Origin of the sequence: Marinomonas rhizomae (genome assembly GCF_024397855.1) — a bacterium.
GTDB classification, from domain to species: domain Bacteria; phylum Pseudomonadota; class Gammaproteobacteria; order Pseudomonadales; family Marinomonadaceae; genus Marinomonas; species Marinomonas rhizomae_A.
The window spans coordinates 2,645,766-2,670,483 of sequence record NZ_CP073343.1; the positions used below are offsets into that span (position 1 = coordinate 2,645,766).

At 42.6% G+C, this 24,718-nt stretch carries 22 protein-coding genes and 2 tRNA genes; 8 read left to right on the top strand and 16 right to left on the bottom strand.

The features are described 5' to 3' along the window. Window positions 1–26: 26 nt before the first annotated feature. Genes KDW99_RS12590 through KDW99_RS12615 form a run of 6 tightly spaced genes read left to right on the top strand, consistent with a single transcriptional unit; the run spans window position 27 to window position 6,992 of the window. The gene (locus KDW99_RS12590) at window positions 27–953 is read left to right on the top strand and encodes a DUF58 domain-containing protein (protein ID WP_255825211.1); all 927 of its coding nucleotides are present in this window, start codon (window positions 27–29) and stop codon (window positions 951–953) included. Continuing rightward, a complete protein-coding gene (locus KDW99_RS12595) occupies window positions 953–1,456 on the top strand; it encodes a DUF4381 domain-containing protein (RefSeq protein WP_255825213.1) in 504 nt (167 codons plus the stop codon). The genes KDW99_RS12590 and KDW99_RS12595 overlap by 1 nt, the downstream gene beginning before the upstream one ends. Next, entirely contained in the window at window positions 1,449–2,477 is a 1,029-nt protein-coding gene (locus tag KDW99_RS12600; protein ID WP_255825215.1) for a VWA domain-containing protein, read from the top strand. The genes KDW99_RS12595 and KDW99_RS12600 overlap by 8 nt, the downstream gene beginning before the upstream one ends. Further along, entirely contained in the window at window positions 2,474–4,219 is a 1,746-nt protein-coding gene (locus KDW99_RS12605) for a VWA domain-containing protein (protein WP_255825217.1), read from the top strand. Before KDW99_RS12600 ends, KDW99_RS12605 begins: the two co-directional genes overlap by 4 nt. Beyond that, complete coding sequence (locus KDW99_RS12610; RefSeq protein ID WP_255825219.1) at window positions 4,213–6,048, top strand: BatD family protein; 1,836 nt, start codon at window positions 4,213–4,215, stop codon at window positions 6,046–6,048. The genes KDW99_RS12605 and KDW99_RS12610 overlap by 7 nt, the downstream gene beginning before the upstream one ends. A 26-nt stretch (window positions 6,049–6,074) precedes the next feature. Next, complete coding sequence (locus KDW99_RS12615; RefSeq protein WP_255825221.1) at window positions 6,075–6,992, top strand: Dyp-type peroxidase; 918 nt, start codon at window positions 6,075–6,077, stop codon at window positions 6,990–6,992. 63 nt (window positions 6,993–7,055) lie between these two features. Here the strand turns inward: KDW99_RS12615 and KDW99_RS12620 are convergent, their stop codons facing one another. The 8 genes from KDW99_RS12620 to KDW99_RS12655 all read right to left on the bottom strand — a co-directional run bounded on the left by KDW99_RS12620 (window position 7,056) and on the right by KDW99_RS12655 (window position 15,567). Next, entirely contained in the window at window positions 7,056–8,879 is a 1,824-nt protein-coding gene (locus tag KDW99_RS12620; protein ID WP_255825223.1) for a SurA N-terminal domain-containing protein, read from the bottom strand. 76 nt (window positions 8,880–8,955) lie between these two features. Continuing rightward, window positions 8,956–9,032: transfer RNA gene (locus KDW99_RS12625), tRNA-Asp, on the bottom strand. 7 nt (window positions 9,033–9,039) lie between these two features. Beyond that, a complete protein-coding gene (locus KDW99_RS12630) occupies window positions 9,040–9,312 on the bottom strand; it encodes an HU family DNA-binding protein (protein WP_012069435.1) in 273 nt (90 codons plus the stop codon). Between the two features lie 125 nt (window positions 9,313–9,437). After that, the gene (gene lon / locus KDW99_RS12635; protein WP_255825236.1) at window positions 9,438–11,831 is read right to left on the bottom strand and encodes an endopeptidase La; all 2,394 of its coding nucleotides are present in this window, start codon (window positions 11,829–11,831) and stop codon (window positions 9,438–9,440) included. 210 nt (window positions 11,832–12,041) lie between these two features. Further along, window positions 12,042–13,322, bottom strand: a complete 1,281-nt coding sequence (gene clpX / locus KDW99_RS12640) for an ATP-dependent protease ATP-binding subunit ClpX (RefSeq protein WP_255825238.1) — start codon at window positions 13,320–13,322, stop codon at window positions 12,042–12,044. 16 nt (window positions 13,323–13,338) lie between these two features. Beyond that, window positions 13,339–13,971 (bottom strand): ATP-dependent Clp endopeptidase proteolytic subunit ClpP, encoded by a 633-nt coding sequence (clpP, locus tag KDW99_RS12645; RefSeq protein WP_255825240.1) that lies wholly within the window; start codon window positions 13,969–13,971, stop codon window positions 13,339–13,341. Between the two features lie 74 nt (window positions 13,972–14,045). After that, complete coding sequence (gene tig / locus KDW99_RS12650) at window positions 14,046–15,371, bottom strand: trigger factor (protein WP_255825242.1); 1,326 nt, start codon at window positions 15,369–15,371, stop codon at window positions 14,046–14,048. A gap of 119 nt (window positions 15,372–15,490) precedes the next feature. Further along, window positions 15,491–15,567: transfer RNA gene (locus tag KDW99_RS12655), tRNA-Arg, on the bottom strand. A gap of 330 nt (window positions 15,568–15,897) precedes the next feature. Here KDW99_RS12655 and KDW99_RS12660 point away from each other — a divergent pair. Both KDW99_RS12660 and KDW99_RS12665 read left to right on the top strand, forming a co-directional pair. Beyond that, window positions 15,898–16,758, top strand: a complete 861-nt coding sequence (locus KDW99_RS12660; RefSeq protein WP_255825244.1) for a YihY family inner membrane protein — start codon at window positions 15,898–15,900, stop codon at window positions 16,756–16,758. Window positions 16,759–16,794: 36 nt separating this feature from the next. After that, window positions 16,795–17,346 carry a hypoxanthine-guanine phosphoribosyltransferase gene (locus KDW99_RS12665; protein WP_255825246.1) on the top strand — a complete coding sequence of 184 codons (552 nt, stop codon included), beginning with the start codon at window positions 16,795–16,797 and terminating at the stop codon, window positions 17,344–17,346. Window positions 17,347–17,435: 89 nt separating this feature from the next. On the opposite strand, the gene sthA is transcribed toward KDW99_RS12665, so the two are convergent. The 8 genes from sthA to KDW99_RS12705 form a co-directional block, all read right to left on the bottom strand. Then, window positions 17,436–18,830 carry a Si-specific NAD(P)(+) transhydrogenase gene (gene sthA / locus KDW99_RS12670; protein ID WP_255825247.1) on the bottom strand — a complete coding sequence of 465 codons (1,395 nt, stop codon included), beginning with the start codon at window positions 18,828–18,830 and terminating at the stop codon, window positions 17,436–17,438. Between the two features lie 21 nt (window positions 18,831–18,851). Beyond that, complete coding sequence (gene nqrM, locus KDW99_RS12675; RefSeq protein ID WP_012069427.1) at window positions 18,852–19,085, bottom strand: (Na+)-NQR maturation NqrM; 234 nt, start codon at window positions 19,083–19,085, stop codon at window positions 18,852–18,854. A 28-nt stretch (window positions 19,086–19,113) separates the two neighbouring features. After that, the gene (locus KDW99_RS12680) at window positions 19,114–20,127 is read right to left on the bottom strand and encodes an FAD:protein FMN transferase (RefSeq protein WP_255825248.1); all 1,014 of its coding nucleotides are present in this window, start codon (window positions 20,125–20,127) and stop codon (window positions 19,114–19,116) included. Between the two features lie 64 nt (window positions 20,128–20,191). Then, window positions 20,192–21,418 carry an NADH:ubiquinone reductase (Na(+)-transporting) subunit F gene (nqrF, locus tag KDW99_RS12685; RefSeq protein ID WP_255825249.1) on the bottom strand — a complete coding sequence of 409 codons (1,227 nt, stop codon included), beginning with the start codon at window positions 21,416–21,418 and terminating at the stop codon, window positions 20,192–20,194. Between the two features lie 42 nt (window positions 21,419–21,460). Beyond that, window positions 21,461–22,069, bottom strand: a complete 609-nt coding sequence (gene nqrE / locus KDW99_RS12690; RefSeq protein WP_255825250.1) for an NADH:ubiquinone reductase (Na(+)-transporting) subunit E — start codon at window positions 22,067–22,069, stop codon at window positions 21,461–21,463. Next, entirely contained in the window at window positions 22,070–22,732 is a 663-nt protein-coding gene (locus KDW99_RS12695; RefSeq protein WP_255825251.1) for an NADH:ubiquinone reductase (Na(+)-transporting) subunit D, read from the bottom strand. Next, a complete protein-coding gene (locus KDW99_RS12700; protein ID WP_255825252.1) occupies window positions 22,732–23,529 on the bottom strand; it encodes a Na(+)-translocating NADH-quinone reductase subunit C in 798 nt (265 codons plus the stop codon). The genes KDW99_RS12695 and KDW99_RS12700 overlap by 1 nt, the downstream gene beginning before the upstream one ends. Beyond that, complete coding sequence (locus KDW99_RS12705; RefSeq protein ID WP_255825253.1) at window positions 23,522–24,718, bottom strand: NADH:ubiquinone reductase (Na(+)-transporting) subunit B; 1,197 nt, start codon at window positions 24,716–24,718, stop codon at window positions 23,522–23,524. Before KDW99_RS12705 ends, KDW99_RS12700 begins: the two co-directional genes overlap by 8 nt.

The following is a 24,718-nucleotide window of genomic DNA, read 5'->3' on the forward strand; positions in this document are numbered from 1 at the left end:
AAATCGTAATATAAGGCAGTAGTACGATGAGCCCATTATTATCACCTGAATCTCCTGAGCTAGATGACGGCCATTTCGCCCTACTGGCGAGTTATGCTAAGCATTTAGGTCGCGCACCAAAAGCCATTCGTTTTGCGACCAATGCTGGAGAGCGCCGTTCACGTCAAAAAGGCCATGGCATGGAAATGCTCGAACTTCGGGCTTATCAGGCCAGCGACGATTTGCGCCACATCGATTGGCGAGTGACGGCACGAACAGGTCAAGCTCATACTCGACTTTATGCGCAAGAAAATGACCATCAACGCCTCTTGTTGCTGGATCTGTCTAGCAGCGCTTACTTTGGAACTCGTCATACCTTTATTGCTACGCGCTTTCTTCAACTCGCGGGGATTATTGCATGGCGCTCCAAACAACAAGGCGACACCTTGTCTTATCGAGTCACTTACGGCAACCAAGACCACGCCAGCAACAAAACGAACACATTGCCGGCGCTACTAAACTATTTAAAAGACGCGTCTAAGATAGAAAATCGAGCCAATAGCCATAAAACCACCAGCATTTGGTCAAACACTTTACTCACCAATAAATCCCACAATAAAGACGTGATCATCCTGACAGACAAACAAAGCTGGAATGATGACGAAGAAAGCGCGCTGATGAAGCTGGCAGAGCACAACTCTGTCCATTGGATACAGATCATTGATAGCAATACGTTTAACTTGCCTGCTGGCCATTATCAAATAGTCGACAGTCAGATGGCCAACAATAACGGTATTAAGCCCATAACCATTGGCAAAAACAGCATGCAACAAGCGAAAGACGATTTCTTCACCCAAAACACACTAATGCGCAAAAAACTGGCTTCCTTTGGTATTCGCCATCAAATCTTTGATATTACCGAGTCACCAGAAAAAATCGCTCGCTACTTACTTTCTCAAGGAGCATTACACTGATGCCTGCTGCTCAAGCTCCTCTACAAGCACAAGCTTCACAACAAGCGATAAACTTACCCCACAAAGCTTACATGCTGCCAGAATCTGTTCCTATGTGGCCGCCAGTATGGTGGACTTGGCTTATTGTTGCGGCTGTTGTTCTATTCATAATAGCTTTGCTTATCTTATGGTATCGACGCTATAAAAAGCGTGCTTATCGCCGAGAAGCTTTATCAAACATCACCAATTCATCGAAGGATCTGGCCGATAAAGACTGCATTTTACTTTGCCACGAGATGGTCCGTCGCTGCCTGATTAGTGAGGGCAAAACAGAAACTGCCGCTTTACCTAGCAAAACCTTGTTTGAAACCTTAGACAATCAAATGCCTGTAAAACGAAAATTCACCTCTCTTGGCAACGATTTTATTGATGGCCCTTACAGAAACCAGATTGAGCTAACCACAGAACAACGCAGCGCGATGATAAAAAATACCAGTTACTGGATAAGGAAACACCATGCTTGAATTATCTTGGCCTTGGTTCCTTCTGCTTTTACCTGTGCCCTTCATTATGTATTTTCTGCCAAAAGCTAAACCCAAAGGCGATGGCATTTGGTGGGGCAATACTGAACAACTTGTTGACCACCAAGACAGTAAGGCGATACCTAAACGTCCGACATTGCGTTACGGCTTTCTTTTGGCTTCATGGGTATTACTGATCTTCGCGATGACTCAACCTGTTTGGTTAGGCGAGCCGACTAAAGTCACGCCATCAGGCCGAGATTTGCTAATTGCTTTGGACTTATCTGGCAGCATGCAAGTCAGCGATATGGCACTTAATGACCAACCGGCGAATCGACTAGAAGCCGCCAAATCTGTTTTGTCTGACTTTATTCAAGAGCGCCGCGGTGATCGTATTGGCATTATCGTTTTTGGTTCAAAAGCCTACTTGCAAGCACCGTTAAGCTTTGACACCAAGACCATTAATCAGTTGGTGCAAGAAACTCAAATTGGTTTTGCTGGCGAACAAACCGCTATTGGCGACGCCATAGGGCTGGGAATAAAAAGACTCGAAGACAAACCTTCCGATAAAAAAGTGCTCATTTTAATGACGGATGGTGCAAACACTGCAGGCCGAGTTCAACCTCAGCAGGCCGCAGCGTTTGCTGCCTCACAAAATGTAAAAATCCACACCATAGGAATTGGCGCTGACAGCATGATTGTACAAAGTTTCTTTGGGCCTAAAGCAATCAATCCCTCTAGCGATCTAGATGAAACACTTTTAAAAAACATTGCTGCACAAACCGGTGGCGAATACTTCCGAGCCAAAAGCACAGAAGATCTACAAGCCATTTATCAAACGCTTGATGCGTTAGAGCCGACGCCAGCTGAAGACATTTGGCAGCGGCCATTAACCAGCTTATTCCATTGGTTAGGTCTCGGTTCAGTTATTTTTCTAGGGTTGGCACTGCTCGCCACTAAGCAATTGACTTTGAACAAACGTTTTCTGCCGAACAAAGCCTCACGCAAAGGAGGTCAAGCATGATACTTTTTGACTTGATTCACTTTGAACGTCCTTACTGGCTTCTTTTGCTGCCTGTCACCATGCTGCTGGCTTTTTTGATTACCGCCAAAAGCTCAAACAAAAGCACACTCAACAAAGTGGTCGATCAGCATTTGATGCAGCACCTGGTCTATCAGAATAAATCGAGCAATGTTAATAAATGGCTTGGTTTAACCGTGATATCACTGTGCTGGATAGGATTAGCAGGAATCAGTTGGACGAAAGCACCAACCACCATGTTTGAAAACACCCAAAAAACCGTCTTGGTTGTCGATCAATCATTGTCTATGTACGCCACAGACATTAAACCCAATCGCCAAACCCAATTAAAACAAACTATTCGCGATATATTGACGCACAGTAAAGAAGGCGATATTGCCTTAGTCGCTTTTGCGGGCGAAGGTTTTATCATCAGCCCCTTTAGCCAAGACCGAGAAACCATCACCCATTTTCTACTCGCATTAGATCCTATCATCATGCCGGTGTATGGCAGTAATTTGGCCAGTGGCATTGAAACCGCCCTATCTCTAAATAAAGATGACTCCTCACCCGTTCACCTTATCGTGTTAACCGATGACCTTAGCGAACAAGATAAAACCGCCATTCCAGCGTTATTAAAAGGCAAAAACATTCAGCTGGATTTAGTGGCTGTTGGTACAACCAATGCTTCATTGATTAAACTTCCAGACGGTCAAATCCTGAGAAAAAATGGCAAAAATGTCACACCAACAACACCTATTAAAGAATTAAAAGCACTCACTTCGTCCCTTGGTGGCACGTTTCACCAAGGGCGTTTAAGTGCTCAAGAACTTGCGACAATTACCAATACGGCCCTGGATGATAAGCAAACTAAAAAAGCACAGAACAAAAGCATCCATTGGATAGAGCAAGGCCATTGGTTTGCTTTGCCTTTCTTGCTATGGCTGGCATTTCAGTTTCGCAAAGGCATGCTTTTCATGCTGCTTGTTAGCGTCTTTTATTTGCCATCAGAAAAGTTACAGGCTTCACCTCTCGATTGGATAATGACGCCAGATCAAAAAGGCCAACAAGCAGTCGATCAAGGCAATTGGCAAGCCGCAGATCAATACTTTAAACAACCTGAATGGAAAGCCGCCTCGTCCTACGCGTTAGAAAATTATCCAGAAACGATTCAGCAACTAGAAAACCTCAACAGAAATTCGGCTGAAAATTATAATTTGGGCAATGCGCTAGCATTATCTGGCGACACGGAAAAAGCCATGCAAGCTTATGAAAAAGCCCTAGAACAGGACCCATCGTTAAAAGCAGCAAAAGACAACCTCGATTACTTAAAAAAGCAGCAACAGGAACAGCAAAAGAAAGACCAGCAGAAAAAACAACAGGATAAGTCCAAGCAGCAAGACCAAGAGCAGAACAAAGACAAACAGCCCAATCAATCGGATTCCGATGATAAAAACGATTCAAAAGATCCCTCTGACTCCAAAAAAGACAATAAAAAGAACGAAAAACAAGACAAAAACAAAACACCTGAGGATAATAAGCAGAATGAAAACTCAGACAAACAAGAACAGAAGCAACCTGAAAAAGAACAGCTAGATAAAGAAAAAACACAAGCGTTAAACCAGTGGCTAAGACAGATCCAAGATGATCCTGGGTTATTGCTGCAACGTAAGCTCTGGTATTTACATCAAGAAAAACGCAATGAAAATCGATTTTCGCAAAAGGATGGGCAAAACCCATGGTAATAAAGCACTACTTCCTTTCATTAATATCGCAAAACAAGCCCAGTCGCTTGTTTTTCTCTCTAATGACGACTCTGCTTTTTATTACATTATCAAGCTCTCTTCATGCAGCCAGCGTCACCGCCTCTCTTAATAAAAATGTCGCTACTGAAAACGAAGTCGTCCAGCTCACTTTACGAGCCGACTTTTCAGACACGGGAAATGGGCCTGACCTATCCCCTTTAGAACGCGACTTCGATATCTTGGGAAAAAGCCAAAATAGCCAATTCAGTTTCAACCTAGGCACCAGTACAGCGTTAAATTTTTGGGTTGTTACCTTAATGCCAAAATCCGTCGGAACCGTTGAAATTCCACCGATAAAGATAGGCGATCACGAATCTCAGCCGATTAGACTGACGATCAAAAGCTCTCCGCAACTCTTGGACAGCAATGGCAACCCGCCTGTCATGCTAAAAACAGAAGTCTCTGAAATAGAACCTTACCTTCAACAAGAAGTCATACTGAGCGTCAAACTTTACACGTCAGTTGCTCTGCAGAATGCTAATCGATCCGTCCCTTCACACCCTGATCTTGTGATTGAAAGATTGGTTGATGACCAAATGAATTATCAAACGGTTAATGGCACTCAGTATCAAGTTATTACCCGAGAATATTTGGCGTTTCCACAACGTAGTGGTCAACTGACTATTCCACCACAAACTATTCAGGCCATGATCAATACGTCGACAGGCCGAAGAATGATCAAGGTACAAAGTGAACCGCTTAACCTGCAAGTAACGCCAATTCCAGCCAGTTACACAGGGGATGCTTGGCTACCAAGTAAAAAAGTCACGGTTTCCACTACTCTGAGTCAAACAAACGACGCACCAAGAGTCGGTGACACACTTATTTGGACGATTGATATCAAAGCCGAAGGCGCATTGCCTGAGCAAATACCAACGCTGGACTTTAACAGTACGCGTGATTATAAACTTTATCCGAAGCCTCCTAAGTTCGATAATCAAAAAACCGCCAACGGAGTAATCGGCAGCCAAAGCATCTCCGTTGAAGTCGTCCCAACAGAGCAAGGCACTCTCACCTTACCCGATATCACCATCACTTATTGGGATACAGAGAATCGAACGATAAGTACAGCCAGCGCCTCGACCAAAAGCATTGAAATTGCCCCACTACCAAATACATCAGGCAAGACAAACGCTTCTGCGAACAAACCTACAATCAGTGATCCTCTGCCAGCACAAACTCGCTCCGTAGCGCCTATCTCCTTGGCTAAAAAGCCAGCCGAAAAAGCAACGCCACCGACTCAGGCAAGTTCACAAGAAAATGGGGGAAATCTAGAAGTACAACAAACAGAAAGTGGTTTCTCTCTTCGCCACTACCTTATTGCTGGTCTGCTGTTATTAGCCGTTGCCATGCTAAGTATCTGGACAGTCATTTGGTTCAAGCGTAGAAAAGCGCAGCCAGACAGCAGCTATCAAGTACCAACGCTGCAGGAGTTTGCCCCGCTTAGCACTTCTGACGAGCAAAGCGCCTTTAAAGCTTTAATTGAATGTTGCCAGCAAAATGATCTCCAATCCTTAAGGCCAAACCTATTGGAATGGGCAAGACATCGCTGGGGCGATAATGAAATTCGCAGTGTCGACGACATAAAGCGCTTAACGTCTGTTCAGGTTACTCAACTATTAATGGAAGCAGAAATCATGCTGTATTCAAATAATCCAGCACACGAGTGGCAAGGACAACCTTTGGCAGACTCACTGGAAGAATACACTAGCGGACAAGCCAAACCATCTCAGGCCAGTCAGCTAAAAACACTGTATCCCAATTTTTAATGAATGCTATTTCTAAAAGGACCTCCATGATGACACCATATCAATCCGGCATTGTTGCTGAAGCTTCAAGTGATGCTCTTTTTATTACACTAGATGTAAATAGATCCGAAATTAACAACCTCAAAAGCGCCCTAGCAGCCGCTCCTGCGCTTATTGAAGAATTGCAATCCCAATTCCCGGCAGCCGAGTTACACGCGAGCATTGGTCTTAGCAGCCTTATATGGGATGAGCTAGACAGCAACCGCCCGTCGTTGCTTGCCACCTTCCCTCACATAGCGGGTAAAGATATTGAGTTCACCCCAACAGATGTGGATCTTGTTCTTCATATTCGCTCTTCTCGTCATGATGTCACCTACCAATTAGCTAGTGTTCTTTTTAACGCCTTTGGAAACAGCGTTACATTAGCAGAGGAAGTCAGCTGCTTTAAATATCTTGATAATCGGGACTTAACTGGGTTTGTAGATGGCACCGAAAACCCAGCGGGAGAACAGCGTAAAGCCGTCGCCCTCGTTGGCGATGAAGATCCAAGTTTTGAACATGGCTCTTACTTCAACTTAATCCGTTTCGTCCACGATCTGGACAAATGGGAACAAGAAGACCTAAAAACCCAAGAAGATGTGTATGGGCGAACCAAGCATACCAACCAAGAATACCCTTCCGCAGAAAAGTCTGTTCACGCTCACACTAAGCGCACGTCACTGAAAGACGAGAATGGCGATTCCTTAGAGATTTTGCGCCATAGCATGCCATTTGCCTCTTTAACTGAAAAAGGCCTAATGTTTGCCAGCTACAGCAAAACGCCAGTGATTTTTAATCTTATGTTAGAAAGTATGGTGAAAGGTGACGAGCACGGCAATACCGACCACCTGATGAAGTATACTCGCGCAACAACAGGACAAGCCTTCTTTGTTCCATCAAATAAATGGCTAGCGTCTTTATCTTAAAAAAAGCATTAGGCAATAAAAAAGCCACTCATTGAGTGGCTTTTTTGTGGGCAAAATAGACGCTTATCTTTCTATTTGTGCTTTGTTTTTCAAGTAATCTTGTTGACCTTGAGTACTAAGAGTCGCTTGAGTTTGATTCAAGTAACGCTCATAAGCCAATTTTTGATCATCAGGAACCGTTGACTCACCAACGTCAACCTTGTCTAAGCGGATCAAAGCCAAGTCACCGTTAGACAGGCCTTTCACCTCTATAACAGGCTTACCATCAGGGTGAGGCAAAGAGAAAGCCAATGATGTCATTTCATCTTGACCGCGCTTAGCATCTTTTACAGAGGTCCACTTAGTGTTATTCGCAGTTTTCGCTTTTTCAGCTTTAGCACGAAGTGACTCTAAGGCTTTATTCTGTACTACGATAGAAGCGACTTGCTCTTTCGTTTCTTCATATGTCTGGAAAGCTTCTGGCTTGTGTTCATTTAAATGCAGCACAACCACTTGGTCATCATTCAACTCAATCAAATTACTGTTCTGGCCGTCTTCTAATACAGTTGGACCAAACGCAGCAGCAATAACCGCTGGATTACTCGTCACTTCATCAGAACCACCATCACGACCAAAATACGAACTTTGAAGTACATCAACGCCGTACTCTTTTGAGATGCCGTCTAACTTATCAATCGCGTAAGCCAAATCAGTAATATCTTCATGGGCCGTCAACAACGCATCTCTTGCTTTATCTTCGCGCAGTTGTTTCTCTAACTCTTCTTTCTTAGATGCAAAGCTAGGTACATCGGGCTTAGAAATATCATCCAACTGGATTAAATGATATCCATACTGGCCTTTAACCGATTTAACTTCGCCTTTTTTCATAGAGAAAAGCGTATCGTCAAAAGCAGATCCCATAACGCCTTTTTCAACATAACCTAGTTTACCGCCGTCTTTATTCGAACCAATGTCATCCGAATATTCCGCCGCTAAATCAGCAAATTTTGAACCAGACTTAAGCTTAGCTTCTACTTCTGCAAGACGCTCTTTCGCTTCGTCATCACTACGATCCGATGTCTCAATCAAAATATGTGAAGCCGATCTTTCTTCTTGAGATAGAGCTGAAATAAAGGCCTGATAAGCGTCTTGTAATTCCGCGTCGGTGATTTTAACTTTGCTGTTAAAGTCAGAGCTAGAAATTACAACGTAATTCACTTTAACCTGCTCTGGCGTTTTGAAGTTTTCTTTATTTGCTTCGTAATACGCTTTCAGCTCAGCGTCTGAAACACTGGTGTTTTCTGACTCATCAGCCAACGAAAAAGATACGTAATCGTATGTTCTTTCTTGGGACTGAAGTTTCGCAACACTGTCTACTTGATAAGGCAGTACAAACTCAGAGCCTGCAATGGCGTTACGAGGCTGCTGAATCAAAACATCTTGTTTAATACGCTCTTTAAAGGCTAATGGTGTAAAGCCTAGAGAACGAATAAAGTTAAGATATTTATTTTGATCAAACTGCCCATTTGTTTGGAACTGTTCAGCCTGAAGCAAATAAGCGTTTACTTGGGCATCAGAAACACCCAACCCTAAACCTTTTGCCTGATTGGCTAACACAACACGTTGAACCAACTCATCCAAAGCACGACGCTGCAATAAGTTATCTTCCAATAATGCTGGATTCACTTGTCCGCCCATCATTGAAATTAATTGACGGCGTTGCGTTTCAGCACCTTGCAACATTTGCGTCCGGGTAATATCTACACCATCCACTTCAGCCACAGTATCTGACGAATTAAAGCTAGTAACCAAGGCGTCTACGCCAAATAGAGCAAAAGTCACAACGATAAAACCAACTATGATCTTTACCACAATGCCTTGTGACTTATCTCTTATATCCTGGAGCATTACTGCCTCCGAATGAGTTAATTAAATGACAAATAAAAAAGGTGCATTCCGCTTGGAATACACCTTTTGTGTCTAATGGCGGAACAGACGGGACTCGAACCCGCGACCCCCTGCGTGACAGGCAGGTATTCTAACCAACTGAACTACTGCTCCAAAAACATTAGTTTACAGCGTCTTTAAGACCTTTACCGGCTTTAAAGCCAGGAACCTTCGCTGCTTTAATTTGGATTTCCTCACCAGTTTGAGGATTACGGCCTGTACGTGCCGCACGTTCTTTAACTGCAAAAGTACCAAAACCAACTAGTGTAACCTGGTCACCTTTTGCCAAAGCAGCTTCAATTGCTTTCAAAGTAGCATCAAGTGCATTGCTAGCAGAAGCTTTAGATAAATCAGCAGACGCTGCAATAGCATCAATCAATTCAGATTTGTTCACGTTGTACCCCTTCAGTATTTTCTTGGTTCCTTAGTGTTTTTCGGCGCAGTATAAATCACTACCGATAAGGCCGAGCCAGCAGTTATACAAGCCCAGCCTATCCCCTGTCAACACAGGTTATGCCTTTAATGATGACTTACAGTTTCTTGTTCATCAACAGTTTTTTCACTTGAAGGTAATGTTTCTACCTTTTTTGGTGAAGGAATGTACTCCAAAGCAATATCAAGCACTTCATCTATCCATTTGACAGGGACGACTTCAATGTCTGCTTTGATATTATCAGGAATTTCCTTTAAATCACGAGCATTTTCTTGAGGAATAATCACAGTTTTTATCCCTCCTCTGTGAGCCGCCAGAAGCTTCTCTTTAAGCCCACCAATAGGTAACACCTCCCCACGCAGCGTAATCTCGCCAGTCATCGCCACAGAGGCTTTAACAGGGATCTTAGTTAGCACGGATACGATGGCTGTACACATGGCAACACCAGCACTCGGACCATCTTTAGGTGTAGCACCTTCAGGAACATGTAAATGAAGGTCTGTTTTTTCATGAAAATCTTCATCAATTCCAAGGCCAATTGCTCGACTTCTAACCACCGTAAGAGCAGCTTGAATAGATTCTTGCATGACATCGCCAAGGGAACCTGTCTTAACATGACGACCTTTACCAGGCACACCCGCCGCTTCAATGGTCAATAATTCACCACCAACAGACGTCCAAGCTAAACCAGTCACCTGACCAATTTGATTTTTTTCTTCCGCTTTTCCGTAACTAAACTTATGTACACCGGAAAAATCTTCCAAATTAGCACTGGTTACTTCAACCGCTTTTGACTCTTTATCTTTGCTTAACGCTTGTTTTTTAACTACACGACGACAAACTTTACTAAGCTCGCGCTCTAGACCACGAACACCCGCTTCTTTCGTGTAATAACGAATCACGTCCATTAATGCGTCATCGGTTACCTTAATTTCGCTTTCTTTCAGACCTGACAGCTTAATTTGTTTAGGCAACAAATAACGTTTTGCGATATTCAGTTTCTCATCCTCGGTGTAACCCGGAATGCGAATAACTTCCATACGATCCAAAAGAGGACCAGGGATATTCATACTATTCGATGTACAAATAAACATGACATCAGAAAGGTCGAAGTCCACTTCAAGATAATGATCATTGAAAGTGTGGTTTTGCTCTGGATCAAGCACTTCTAGCAGCGCAGAGGCAGGGTCACCTCGCTGATCCATACCCATTTTGTCAATTTCATCCAACAAAAACAGTGGGTTCTTAACTTTCACTTTCGCCAATTTTTGCAGTAGCTTACCTGGCATAGAACCAATATAGGTACGGCGATGACCACGTATTTCAGCTTCATCACGAACACCACCAAGCGCCATACGTACATACTGGCGATTGACCGCTTTAGCAATAGATTGACCCAATGATGTTTTACCAACACCTGGAGGCCCAACCAAACAAAGCACAGGACCTTTCACTTTTTTCACTCGCTGCTGCACAGCAAGAAACTCTAGGATGCGCTCTTTAACATCTTGAAGACCATAATGATCTTGGTTCAATACTTTTTCTGCGTAAGCTAGATCATTACGAACTTTGCTGCGCTTTTTCCAAGGCAATGAGGTTAACCAATCAATATAGCCTCGAACCACCGCAGCCTCTGCAGACATAGGCGACATCATGCGAAGCTTTTTCAGTTCGCCTTCCGCTTTTTCTTTTGCTTCATCGGACATACCAACTTCAGCAATTTTTTCTTGCAGCTGATCAAGCTCATTGCTGCCGTCTTCCATATCACCAAGTTCTTTCTGAATGGCTTTCATTTGCTCATTCAAATAGTACTCGCGCTGACTTTTTTCCATTTGCTTTTTAACGCGGCTACGAATACTTTTCTCAAGATGAGCGATATCAAGTTCGCCGTCCATCAAGCCAATTAAGTATTCTCCACGGCCAGTTAACGAGTCTATTTCTAATACTTTTTGCTTATCTTCAAGCTTAAGACTCATGTGACCAGTAATGTTATCGATCAACTTCGCAAGATCATCGATAGACTTTAGAGACGCCACGACCTCTGCAGGGATACGCTTACTACCTGCAACGTACTCATCTAGCTGTTTAAGTAAAGCATTACGAATCACACCATGTTCAGTTTGATCTTCTTCTTGAAGGTCTAGCTCAACAACGCGACCCAAAACAAAACCATCCGCTTCTTCCATCTTTTCAAGACGAGCACGTTTACCACCTTCGACAAGCACTTTAACAGTACCATCAGGTAGACGAAGCAACTGCATGACTTTGGCTGTTGTACCAATAGAATAAAGATCTTCTAAAGTAGGATCATCTTTAGAGGCATCCTGCTGAGCAACAAGAAACACCTGTTTATCATTTTCCATTGCAGACTCTAATGCTGCGATGGATTTAGCGCGACCAACAAATAACGGCAACACCATATGGGGATACACGACCACATCACGAAGTGGCAACATTGGCAGGAGCAAAGAATCTGTCATATTTTTTTCCAATCCGGGCACATAAAGAAAAGTGCACTTTTATATTTCAACATTGATTAGGAAAGAGATAAGGGCGAAGCCCGAAATTACAAGCGCTATCACTATTTGAATTTAGTCTACACGTGTTTTAAAACGAAACATCATAAAAAAGGCCAAATTTAAGCAATAAAACTTAAATTCGGCCTTTTATTTTTTCTAGTTAAAAAAGAATTAAGCGTTTTTCGCTAGCTCTTCTTTTTCAAGCACCATCAACGGAGCAGACTCGCCACGTATTGAATTGCCATCCATAACGACTTTCGCAACGTCATTACGAGTTGGAAGCTCATACATACAATCCAATAAAGCAGACTCTAAAATACTACGTAAGCCACGAGCACCCGTTTTACGCTCTAAGGCTAATTTAGCCGCTTCACGTAAAGACTCAGGGGTAAACTCCAGCTCAACACCCTCTAATTCAAAAAGGTGCTGATACTGTTTAACCAATGCATTTTTAGGCTGACTTAAGATTGTCATCAAGGCTTCTTCATCCAATTCCGAAAGCGTCGCAACAACAGGCAAACGACCAACAAACTCTGGAATCAAACCGAACTTAACCAAATCTTCTGTCTCTACACGGTGAACAGCCTCAGAAAAAGATCGCCCTTCTTCTTTACTTTTCACTGTGGCAGAAAAGCCGATACTACTTTTTTCTGTTCTATCACTGATAACACGCTCTAAACCAGCAAACGCACCACCACAAATAAACAGAATATTTGAGGTATCAACTTGCAGAAATTCCTGTTGAGGGTGCTTACGACCACCTTGCGGTGGAACAGAAGCGACAGTCCCTTCAATCAGTTTCAGCAAAGCTTGCTGAACACCTTCACCTGACACATCACGTGTAATAGACGGGTTATCAGACTTTCTAGAGATTTTGTCTATTTCATCAATATATACAATACCACGCTGCGCTTTTTCTACATCGTAATCACAGTTCTGTAATAGTTTCTGAATGATGTTCTCGACATCTTCACCAACATACCCAGCCTCTGTTAATGTAGTCGCATCAGCAATAGTAAATGGCACATCCAAAACACGAGCAAGCGTCTGTGCCAGCAATGTTTTACCACTACCGGTTGGGCCAATAAGCAAGATATTACTCTTACCTAATTCGATACTCGTATCTGTTTTACCCTGATGACGCAAACGCTTGTAGTGGTTATAAACCGCTACAGCCAAAACTCGTTTCGCTTTATCCTGACCAATAACATAATCATCAAGCGACGCACTCAATTTTGCTGGCGTTGGCAACTCATCCGCAGACTCGCCATCTTCAGTAATTTGAGACAACTCCTGCGTGATAATGTTATTGCACAAGTCCACACACTCATTACAAATATAGACAGAAGGTCCAGCAATTAGCTTTTTTACTTCGTCTTGGCTCTTTCCGCAAAAAGAGCAATACAATAACCGATCGGAGTGGTCGCCACGGCTAAAATTATCATCCGACATTTATTCCACCCTTTTCTTAAACTGTTCGTTTCTGCAAGATATCGTCAATTAAGCCGTAATCTTTTGCTGCTTCCGGATTCATGAAGTTATCACGATCTGTATCAATAGCAACTTGCTCAATTGGCTTACCAGTATGAAAAGAAATAATTTCATTCAATTTATGTTTGATGCTTAAAATTTCACGTGTATGAATCTCAATATCAGAAGCTTGCCCCTGATAACCACCTAACGGCTGGTGAATCATAACGCGTGAATTAGGCAAACAGTAACGCTTGCCAGCAGCACCTGCTGTTAACAACAAAGCCCCCATGCTCGCCGCCTGGCCAATACACATGGTACTAACATCTGGCTTAATAAATTGCATAGTATCATAAATAGACATACCAGCAGTAACAGAGCCACCTGGAGAGTTAATGTACAAATGAATATCTTTGTCTGGGTTTTCTGACTCTAAAAACAGTAGCTGAGCCACAACCAAGTTGGCCATGTGATCTTCAACTTGACCAACCAAAAAGATTACTCGCTCCTTAAGTAAGCGCGAGTAAATATCAAATGACCTCTCTCCACGAGCGGTCTGCTCAATAACCATTGGGACAAGACCATTACTTGTGATTGCAACAGGACCAGTAGTCGGGTTCATCAAATTCATATCGCATTCCTTAAAACAAAAAAGTCGACATAGCAAATGCTATGTCGACCTTATTAAAAAAGATAAGACTCGTCTTATGCTTCTTCCCCAGCCTCTTCAGCTTGGGCATTTGGCTTGATAGCGTCTTCATATCCCAAAGTTACTTCAGTAACTTGAGCAGATTCTAACAGTTTATCAACAACTTGCTCTTCAAGTACAGCAGATTGAACTTGAGCTAATTGTTCTTTGTTCTTTAAGTAAAAATCAACAACTTGCTGAGGCTCTTGGTAAGCCTGAGCCATGTCCTCTAAGAAAGAGCGAACACGATCATCATCAACTTTCAGGTCATCTTTCTTGATTACTTCAGAAATCAACAAACCTAATTTAGCGCGTTTTTTCGCTTCTTCTTCGAACAATTCAGCAGGTAGCTGAGATGCATCGAAACCTTCACCACCAAACTGCTGAGCAGCTTGCTTACGTAGTGCATCAACTTCTTGTTCAACAAGAGCTGAAGGTACTTCAACTTCATTGATTGAAGACAAACCTTCAAACAATGCATTTTTAAGCTTTGACTTAATTGCTTGATTTAGCTCACGCTCCATATTCTTACGCACTTCAGCACGTAAAGCGGAAATCGTCGCTTCTTCTAGTCCAAATTTCTCAACAAAAGCATCATCTAGCTCAGGAAGAATTTGCTCTGCAACTTCAGAAACAGTGATTTTGAAAGTTGCTTCTTGACCTTTCAAGTTTTCAGCTTGGTAATCTTCTGGGAAAGTCACAGAAATAGTACGTTCTTCACCAGCTTTAGCACCTAGAATACCAGATTCAAAACCTGGAATCATAGTATTGGAACCCAATACCAACTTGTGACCTTCAGCAGCACCGCCTTCGAAAGCTTCATCACCTAGGTAGCCAACAAAGTCGATTGTCACTTGATCGCCGTCAGCAGATTCACGCTCTACAGCAGACCATTCAGAATTTTGTTTACGCAAAGTTTCTAACATTACATCAACGTCTGCATCAGTAACTTCAGACACAACACGATCTACTTTAATAGTAGAGTTATCAGCCAATGTTACTTCTGGATATACTTCTACTTTTACAACAAACTCAAGATCTGTGCCTTCAGCAAAGTTCTTAGGTTCGATTGAAGGCATACCTGCAGGTTGAATAGACTCTTTTTGAATCGCTTCAACATATGCATCACGCATAATTTGTTCTACAGCATCTAGACGAATACCTTGGCCGTAACGTTTTTTAACAACACTAACAGGCACTTTGCCTTTACGGAAACCATCGATGCGAATTGTTTTCGCTGTCTTGGCCACTTCAGCATTTACTTTTTCGTCAATACGAGCAGCTGGAACACTAATTGTTAGAACGCGCTCAATTGGAGACGTTGTCTCTACAGAAACTTGCATAAAACTTCCTCTCGGGAACCTGCTTTAATTTGTTGGCAATCTCGTCATTAACAAGACATCTATTCAATTACAGCCAACAAAACCTAAATAAAAATTAAATTAAAGTAATGGACTGAAAATGGTGCTCCGTACTGGATTCGAACCAGTGACCTACCGCTTAGAAGGCGGTTGCTCTATCCAACTGAGCTAACGGAACAAAGATCATTACATTTCATGTGGTGGGCTATTATAGGGATGGAATAGCAATCGTCAACCAATAGACATAAAAAAGCCCAGTAAAACTGGGCTAAAAATGACTATTTGCAACCATGGAACCGAGAATAGTTAAAATTCACTATCCCGCAGCACAAATATCACAAAAGGAACGAGATAAATAATACAAGCAGCCCTCCCAAAAAACAAGGAACACGCGCCAAAATGAATCACATTGCACTGTGTTTGTGCAATGTGCATCAAAAAGAAGTTTTTTATAAAATATTCATGCCTATGTTATTGTAGGAACCTACTTAAACAGAGCCCAATCACTATGCCAGAACGTCTAATTTACTTTTTCCTTATCTTCAAACGTTATGGATATTTAACTGTAACAAGGTTCAAGCACAGCAACCTTCCACAAAAAGCCGCTCAACTCACCTTATCAAGTTTGTTGGCGGCGGTCCCCATCATCACCATCATTGTTGGAATTCTGAGCTTTACACCTGCACTAGAGGCAATGCAATCACAGCTTTTTCAATTAATTGAGCAGCATCTAGCGCCTGGCTCAAGCGATATACTCATACCTTACTTAATTAAATTCTCATCGCAGACCAAAAATCTTTCAGCCGCTGGTCTGGTTGCACTCGTTTTCACCGCACTATTACTGCTCAATAGCTTTGAAAGCAGCGTACAATCTATTTGGCAAATCAAAAAAGCCAGAAAAATTAGAGAAAGACTATTAACTTACTGGGCCATTCTCACCTTGGGCCCCATTATCTTTGCGTCCTCATTAAGCTTATACGGCACACTTATATCGATGCAGATATATGGCACTCAGACCAACGCATGGATTGATAACCTATTGGAACTTGGCACCATCACTCTGTACTTTTTAATGCTATTAACACTCAACTTTTTAACTCCGAACGCTGAAGTATCCCTAAAGTGGGCTTCCATTTCAGCCTTTGTAGGCAGCATCGGCTTATTTATTTTAAACACCATATTCAGTTCTTTCGCACAATTTTTCAGCAGCTACCAGGTTGTTTATGGTGCATTCGCTGCCATTCCAATATTTTTAATATGGTTACAAAGCTCTTGGCTTATTGTTCTCGCATCCATTTGCCTTTGTGCCACACTACACAACATAAAAACCACATCCCAGCAGAAAAACTTAGCATCTGGTCAGGATTAATGTAAAATCCCGCAATTTTCCACAACAGGGCTTACCATGACGAATACAATCAACGATCTAAACAACATTTTAGAAGAGGCGGATTGCTTAGTTGACGAAGCAAAACTTAACGAAGCCCTTGATAAAATGGCGACACAAATTACAGCGGACCTTTCAGATAAGCTCCCTCTTGTCCTTTGCGTTATGAATGGCGGATTAATCCCAACAGCCGCTCTAATAGAACGTTTAAACTTTCCATTAGAACTCGACTACATTCATGCAACTCGTTACGGAATGGAAACGGAAGGCGCATCACTTAATTGGCTGAGCTATCCACAAACCAGCCTTAAAGACAGACACATTCTCGTTGTTGATGATATTTTCGACCAAGGACACACCCTGCAAGCCATAACTCAATGGCTAGAAAACCAGGAAACAAGCAGCGTATACACAGCGACCGTCATCAATAAATTGCACGACCGTAAAACAGACATGACTCCCGACTATATCGGAACAGATGTGGCAGATAGATTTTTATTCGGTTACGGCATGGACTACAAAGGCTTCTTCAGAAACCTTAAAGGCATCTACGCTATCAAAGGCAGCTAATTTGTTATTTGATCACAGTCTTATTATGACCAAATAAAAGACATAAAAATGCCCACTTTTAAGTGGGCATTTTTATGACAGATAGAAACCTAAAACACTCGGTTAAAACCGTTTAACGCCGCAACTCGATAGGCTTCCGCCATCGTTGGGTAGTTAAACGTCGTATTTAAAAAGTATTTTAATGTATTTTGCTCACCAGGCTGCTTCATAATCGCTTGTCCAATGTGAACAATCTCTGACGCTTGGTCACCAAAGCAATGAATACCCAGCAACTCTAACGACTCTCGGTGAAACAGAATTTTTAACATCCCAACCGCTTCACCTGTAATTTGAGCGCGAGCAGTGTTTTTAAAGAAAGCACGACCCACTTCGTAAGGCACTTTTTCTGCCGTTAGCTCAGCTTCTGTTTTCCCTACTGAACTAATTTCAGGGATGGTATAGATACCTGTCGGCACCTCGCTAATGAATTCACCACCAGGCGAACCAAACATATTCGCTGCGGCAGCACGACCTTGGTCATACGCTGCGCTGGCTAGACTTGGCCAACCAATTACATCACCCGCTGCATAGACATTCTCGACCTGCGTCTGATAGGTATCATTCACTGCCAACTGACCACGACTATTAACATCTAAGTTAATTGACTCTAGACCCAAATTATCAGTATTACCAGAACGTCCATTACAGAATAACAAAGCATCTGCACGTAATTTTTTACCCGACGCCATATGCATAACAACGCCACGCTCTGTGGTTTCAACTGAATCATAGGTTTCGTTGTGACGAATTAGCACACCGCCATCACGCAAGTGATAACTCAATGCGTCGGTAATTTCATCATCAAGAAAGCTCAATAATTTTTTGGCTGGATTGATTAACTCAACTCGCACACCCAGACCACAAAAAATTGACGCATACTCACAACCAATGACACCCGCACCATAGATAATCAGTGAGCGCGGAGTATGACTCAAACTTAGAATGGTATCAGAGCAGTAAATACGAGGATGAGAAAAATCGATATTGGCTGGACGATATGGACGCGAACCTGTTGCAATAACAACTTTCTTCGCAACCAGCAGCTCAGGACCCTTTTCATAAGTATTTACTTCTATTGTATTGGCATCCTTGAATTTACCTTTACCAAAGTAAATATCAATTCGGTTACGCGCGTAATACTCTGTACGACCCATAACCTGCTGATCAATAACTCTATTTGCGCGATCCAACACTTTTGGAAACGAAAACCAACGAGGCTCACCAATATCACGAAACATTGGATTAGTATTGAATGCAATAATTTCCTTAACAGCGTGACGCAACGCTTTTGATGGAATGGTTCCTAAATGCGTACAACTTCCGCCAACTTGCGAACTCGCTTCAATCACAGCCACTCTTTTGCCAGCCTTCGCCGCACTCATCGCAGCACCTTCTCCGGCAGGACCTGTGCCTAAAACCACCACATCATAATGTCTCGTTGTCATAATACCCTCTTCACTGTTCAATTATTTAGATGCGTCATAAAACGTGTCATCAGAAACCGTTGCCGCCATACCTTTTTTCGTTTCTTTCTCGCACTTACCTTTATCACCACCACAAATATCGCAGGCAACTTCCATACCCAAAGCACTCATGCCACCACAAGAGCCTGAAATAGGCTTTCTACCCATTAATACACCAACCGCCATAGCAGCCACCAACATGAGCATAAGGACAAATGCCAATACAATCGTTAACATATGATCTCTCCTAAAAAGTTTTCAAAATCTATTTTAAATAGGCCTTAAAAGCATCAGATGGATGCTCTTCAAAGCCAAAATCTGTTTTCACCAACAAATAAGCAGCAATGCCATTTTTTTGTGCAAACTCAAAGCCTTTATCAGGACCAAGCACCGTAATTGCAGTAGCAAGACCATCTGCCATTGTGGTTGTTTTATCTACTACAGTAACAGAAACCAACCTGTGCGTAATTGGCCTACCTGTAATAGGGTTAATGGTATGGGAATAACGCACACCATTTTTTTCAAAATAATTTCGATAATCTCCAGATGTAGCAACCGCTATATCTGTCACAGAAATAATACGCTCGGCCATGTCATGCCCGCCAGCAGGGCTTTCGATCGCTATTCTCCACGGAGTTCCGTCAGGCTTTAGACCTTGGGATATAATCTCTCCACCAACCTCAATCAGATAACTCTCTATCCCTCTATCTTGAAGAACTCGTGCCACGACATCAACGCCGTAGCCTTTCGCAATAGAAGACAAATCCACATAAATATCTTTTTCTTTGGTCAATTGACGGCCATCAAGATTTAAATAGTGATAACCCACTCGCGACTTTGCGTCATCAATTGACTCTTGGCTAGGCACTTTATCTTCTCGTTTCCCTGGACCAAACCCCCATAAATTAACCAGAGGACCAACAGTAACATCGTACTCCCCACCACTCATTTCACTAATAAGCAGAGCTTTATCAATCACGTAAGCCATATCTTTACTGACTACAGCAGATTCACCAGCGGACAACTTATTAAACAGCGAAAGCTCTGAGTTAGCGTCATAGGTCGACATTAGCCTGTTAACTCGAACCAGCGCAGCATCAACGTCATCCTTCAAATCTGAAGAAGCCCCCACGTCTTTAGTAGTAAAAAATTTCACCGTATAAGTTGTGCCCATTGTAGGGCCAGAGAAGCTGGCTAATTCAGGGGTAAAAACAGAAAGGCGGTATACAACCGCAATAGCGATAAGCAGGAAAACGGGTAGTAGTATTTTTTTACGCATATAAAGTCTTTTTAGTCGCCAATAAAAATAAAGACCCACCTATAGGTGGGTCTTTATTTAGGTGCTAGCCACCGAAATCATCAAGGAGGATGTTTTCTTTTTCTACACCTAGATCTTCTAGCATCTTGATAACAGATGCGTTCATCATTGGAGGTCCACACATGTAGAACTCACAGTCTTCTGGAGCCGGATGGTCTTTTAGATAACTTTCATAAAGAACGTTATGAATAAAGCCAGTTTTACCTTCCCAGTTATCTTCAGGCTGAGGATCAGAAAGCGCCAAATGCCATTCGAAGTTTTCATTCTCTTCCTGAAGCTTATCGTACTCTTCAGAATAGAAGGCCTCGCGTACACTACGAGCACCGTACCAGAATGAAATCTTACGCTTCGAATTCAAACGTTTAAGCTGATCGAAGATATGTGAGCGCATTGGCGCCATACCTGCACCACCACCAACAAACACCATTTCAGCATCCGAATCTTTAGCAAAAAACTCACCAAACGGACCGTATACTTTTATCTTATCGCCAGGCTTAAGACTGAACACATAAGAAGACATCTGACCCGGAGGCAAATCATCTTTACCGGGAGGCGGAGAAGCAATACGAATATTAAACTTCACGATACCTTTTTCTTCAGGGTAGTTCGCCATTGAATATGCACGGATTACGGTTTCATCAACCTTAGAAACAAATTTCCAAAGGTTAAATTTATCCCAGTCACCTCGATACTCTTCTTCAATATCAAAATCTTTGTAATGCACAGTATGAGCAGGCGCTTCAAGCTGAACATAACCACCAGCACGAAAATCAACGTTTTCGCCTTCAGGCAATTTCAATGTAAGCTCTTTGATGAAGGTCGCTAAGTTAGGATTAGACTCAACAGTACATTCCCAAGCCTTAACACCAAACACTTCTTCAGGTACCTCTACATCCATATCCTGTTTCACAGAAACCTGACATGACAAACGATAACCTTCTTTTTCATCACGGCGAGTAAAATGGGACTGCTCAGTAGAAAGCATAGAACCACCACCACTAGTCACCTTACATTTACACTGGGCACAAGTACCACCACCGCCACAAGCAGATGATAGAAAAATGCCGCTGTTCGCCAAAGTTTGAAGTAACTTACCACCAGCCGGTGCTGTTACTTCCTTTTCACCATTGATGCGAATTGTGACGTCCCCAGAGCTTACCAAGCGTGCACGAGCAGCAAGGATAATTGCCACTAACGCAAGCACGATAGCTGTGAACATCACCACACCTAGAATAATCTCTAAGTTGACCATGTTAGTTAAACCCTATTCTTGGTTGTCTAAACGGGCAGCTAATTAAAGCTGCACACCAGAAAATGACATAAAACCTAAGCTCATTAGACCAACAGTAATAAACGTGATACCTAGACCACGAAGACCTGCAGGAACATCTGAATACTTAAGCTTCTCCCGAATACCAGCTAGCGCAGCAATCGCCAACGCCCAACCAACACCAGCACCCACACCGTAAACGACACTCTCACCAAAGTTGTAGTCACGCTCAACCATGAACAAAGAAGCACCCATGATGGCACAGTTCACTGTGATAAGTGGCAAAAACACACCAAGCGCGTTATATAACGCAGGCATGTATTTATCCAAAGTCATTTCCAATATCTGAACCACAGCAGCGATAACACCAATGTAGCTCAAGAGACCCAAAAAGCTAAGATCAACGCCAGGCAAACCCGCCCACTCAAGCGCACCATCTACTAATAGGTTCTGGTACAACAAGTTATTAAGAGGAACCGTAATCGCCAAAACAACAACAACTGCTATCCCCAAACCTATCGCTGTTTCTACTTTTTTGGACAGAGCCAAAAAGGTACACATACCAAGGAAGAAAGCTAACGCCATGTTTTCAACAAAAACAGCTTTAACAAACAGACTGATTAAATGTTCCATTTATAGCGCCTCCTGAGAACGAGAATTCGCTGCAATCTTGAATTCAGGCTCTTCAACTTGTTCTTTCTTATAAGAACGCAAAGCCCAAATAACCAAGCCGATAACAAAGAATGCACTAGGTGGAAGCAACATCAAACCATTAGGCTGATACCAACCGCCATTCTGAACAGTTGCAAAGATTTCGACACCAAATAACTTACCAGCACCAAGTAATTCACGGAAAAAGGCAACAACAATTAACATTGCGCTGTAACCTAAACCGTTACCAATACCATCCACAAAGCTCATTATTGGGCCATTTTTCATAGCGAACGCTTCTGCGCGCCCCATTACGATACAGTTCGTAATGATAAGACCAACGAATACAGAAAGCTGCTTACTGATTTCGTAAGCAAAGGCCTTCAAAACCTGATCCACCACAATTACCAAAGAGGCAATAATGATCATCTGAACAATGATACGAATACTGTTTGGAATATGGCTACGAATAATCGCAATAAAAAAGCTTGAGAAAGCCGTTACCAAGGTTAAGGCAATGGCCATAACCAAACTGACTTTCATACTACTTGTTACAGCCAACGCTGAACAAATACCCAAGATCTGCAAGGCAATCGGGTTATTTGCAAGAATTGGCCCAAAGAGGACTTTTTTCACATCAGACATTATTGAACTCCTTCGCTACGTAGTTGCGATAAGAATGGTCCAAACCCTTCCTGACCCAACCAGTATTGAACAAGATGAGTAACACCACGACTTGTTAGTGTAGCACCAGATAAACCATCTACTTTGTGCTCAGCATCAGGATCAGAACTATCCACTCCACCTTTTACAAGATGAATTACAGCTTCGCCTTGTCCATTGTAGATTTCTTTACCTTTCCACAATGCCTTCCAGTTAGGATTATCAACCTCACCGCCTAATCCAGGTGTTTCAGCTTGGTCATAAAAACCAAAGCCGATCACTGTATTGAAGTCATTTTTCAAAGCCATAAAGCCGTACATAGTTGACCATAAGCCATAGCCATGCACAGGCAGAATGATGCGATCGATATTATCGCCAGACTTCACAAGGTAAACCGCAGAGAAGTTTGAACGACGTTTGATACCAGCCGGATCGTTACCCTTAAGAGAAATAGACAAACTAGGATCTTTAGACGCCGCCTTTTGATCAAAAGTAGACGCTTTAATTCCTGCATCATCTAGTTCAGCTTGAGTAGCAAATTTGCCAGTTTGCAAATTCACAATACGAGTTTCAACAGACTCAAAAATCTCATCAACTGATTTGCCAGGTTCAAGCATACCAGCGGCAGACAAAATATTGCGCTTACGGTCTAAGTCTTTATTGGTGTTCTGAATAGGCTTAAGACCTACTGCTGCGGCTGCAACAAAAATAGAACAAACCAAACACAAAGATAAAGCAACTATAATGGTCTTTTTAATACTATCGTTATTACTAGCCATTGCGTGCAATCCTCCGTTTAATGTTCGCCTGAACAACAAAGTGGTCAATAAATGGCGCAAACAGATTCGCAAACAAAATTGCCAACATCATACCTTCTGGGTAAGCAGGGTTAACAACACGAATCAACACAACCATCAAGCCAATCAGAGCGCCGTAAAACCATTTACCGCGATTCGTCATTGACGCAGACACTGGATCCGTCGCCATGTACATCATACCAAAAGCAAAGCCACCTAAAACAAGATGCCAATACCAAGGCGTAGAGAACATAGGGTTAGTGTCTGAACCAATAACGTTAAACAACGCAGAAGTCAGCACCATACCTAGCATAACGCCAGCAACTATCCGCCAAGCTGCGATGCGCATAATTAACAATGCACCACCACCAATCAGAATAGCCAGAGTAGAAGTTTCACCCATGGAACCTTGAATGAAGCCAAAGAAGGCATCAGACCAAGCAACGGTTAAACCTGCAACGCCATCAGCAGCAAGTTGACTCAACGCAGTCGCACCAGAGAAGCCATCTACCGCAGTCCAAACAGCATCACCAGACATGGACGCTGGGTAAGCGAAAAACAAGAACGCACGGCCAGCCAAAGCAGGGTTAAGGAAGTTTTTACCTGTACCACCAAACACCTCTTTCGCCAGGACAACACCAAAGGTGATACCCAGAGCCACTTGCCATAAAGGCACAGTTGCAGGCAGAGAAAGAGAGAAAAGGATAGAGGTAACAAAGAAGCCTTCGTTAACTTCATGCTTACGCACAGAAGCAAACAACACTTCCCAGAAACCACCAACAACAAAGGTAACAAGATAAACAGGCAAAAAGTACATTGCACCGTAAATCATATTGTCCCAAATGCTTGAAGCATTATAGCTCGTTAGACCGCCAATAATGGCATGACGCCAAGAATCAGCAGGCGCAACACCCATTGCTTCCATTGCAGTATTGGCTTGTAGACCAATATTGTACATACCAAAGAACATAGCTGGGAATGTACACATCCACACCAATATCATGATGCGTTTCATATCCACTGCATCACGAACGTGAGAGCCATTCTTGGTTACAGAACTTGGGCGGTAAAAAATAGTATCTACCGCTTCGAAAAGCGCATACCATTTTTCGTATTTTCCACCTGAGTGAAACTCAGGTTCCATTTTATCGAGTACTTTTCTAAGCCCCAT

Coding starts and splice junctions, on each gene's coding strand:
- KDW99_RS12590 (WP_255825211.1), top strand. CDS start 27: ATGAGCCCATTATTATCACCTGAATCTCCTGAGCTAGATGACGGCCAT.
- KDW99_RS12595 (WP_255825213.1), top strand. CDS start 953: ATGCCTGCTGCTCAAGCTCCTCTACAAGCACAAGCTTCACAACAAGCG.
- KDW99_RS12600 (WP_255825215.1), top strand. CDS start 1,449: ATGCTTGAATTATCTTGGCCTTGGTTCCTTCTGCTTTTACCTGTGCCC.
- KDW99_RS12605 (WP_255825217.1), top strand. CDS start 2,474: ATGATACTTTTTGACTTGATTCACTTTGAACGTCCTTACTGGCTTCTT.
- KDW99_RS12610 (WP_255825219.1), top strand. CDS start 4,213: ATGGTAATAAAGCACTACTTCCTTTCATTAATATCGCAAAACAAGCCC.
- KDW99_RS12615 (WP_255825221.1), top strand. CDS start 6,075: ATGATGACACCATATCAATCCGGCATTGTTGCTGAAGCTTCAAGTGAT.
- KDW99_RS12620 (WP_255825223.1), bottom strand. CDS start 8,879: ATGCTCCAGGATATAAGAGATAAGTCACAAGGCATTGTGGTAAAGATC.
- lon (WP_255825236.1), bottom strand. CDS start 11,831: ATGACAGATTCTTTGCTCCTGCCAATGTTGCCACTTCGTGATGTGGTC.
- clpX (WP_255825238.1), bottom strand. CDS start 13,322: ATGTCGGATGATAATTTTAGCCGTGGCGACCACTCCGATCGGTTATTG.
- clpP (WP_255825240.1), bottom strand. CDS start 13,971: ATGAATTTGATGAACCCGACTACTGGTCCTGTTGCAATCACAAGTAAT.
- tig (WP_255825242.1), bottom strand. CDS start 15,371: ATGCAAGTTTCTGTAGAGACAACGTCTCCAATTGAGCGCGTTCTAACA.
- KDW99_RS12660 (WP_255825244.1), top strand. CDS start 15,898: ATGCCAGAACGTCTAATTTACTTTTTCCTTATCTTCAAACGTTATGGA.
- KDW99_RS12665 (WP_255825246.1), top strand. CDS start 16,795: ATGACGAATACAATCAACGATCTAAACAACATTTTAGAAGAGGCGGAT.
- sthA (WP_255825247.1), bottom strand. CDS start 18,830: ATGACAACGAGACATTATGATGTGGTGGTTTTAGGCACAGGTCCTGCC.
- nqrM (WP_012069427.1), bottom strand. CDS start 19,085: ATGTTAACGATTGTATTGGCATTTGTCCTTATGCTCATGTTGGTGGCT.
- KDW99_RS12680 (WP_255825248.1), bottom strand. CDS start 20,127: ATGCGTAAAAAAATACTACTACCCGTTTTCCTGCTTATCGCTATTGCG.
- nqrF (WP_255825249.1), bottom strand. CDS start 21,418: ATGGTCAACTTAGAGATTATTCTAGGTGTGGTGATGTTCACAGCTATC.
- nqrE (WP_255825250.1), bottom strand. CDS start 22,069: ATGGAACATTTAATCAGTCTGTTTGTTAAAGCTGTTTTTGTTGAAAAC.
- KDW99_RS12695 (WP_255825251.1), bottom strand. CDS start 22,732: ATGTCTGATGTGAAAAAAGTCCTCTTTGGGCCAATTCTTGCAAATAAC.
- KDW99_RS12700 (WP_255825252.1), bottom strand. CDS start 23,529: ATGGCTAGTAATAACGATAGTATTAAAAAGACCATTATAGTTGCTTTA.
- KDW99_RS12705 (WP_255825253.1), bottom strand. CDS start 24,718: ATGGGGCTTAGAAAAGTACTCGATAAAATGGAACCTGAGTTTCACTCA.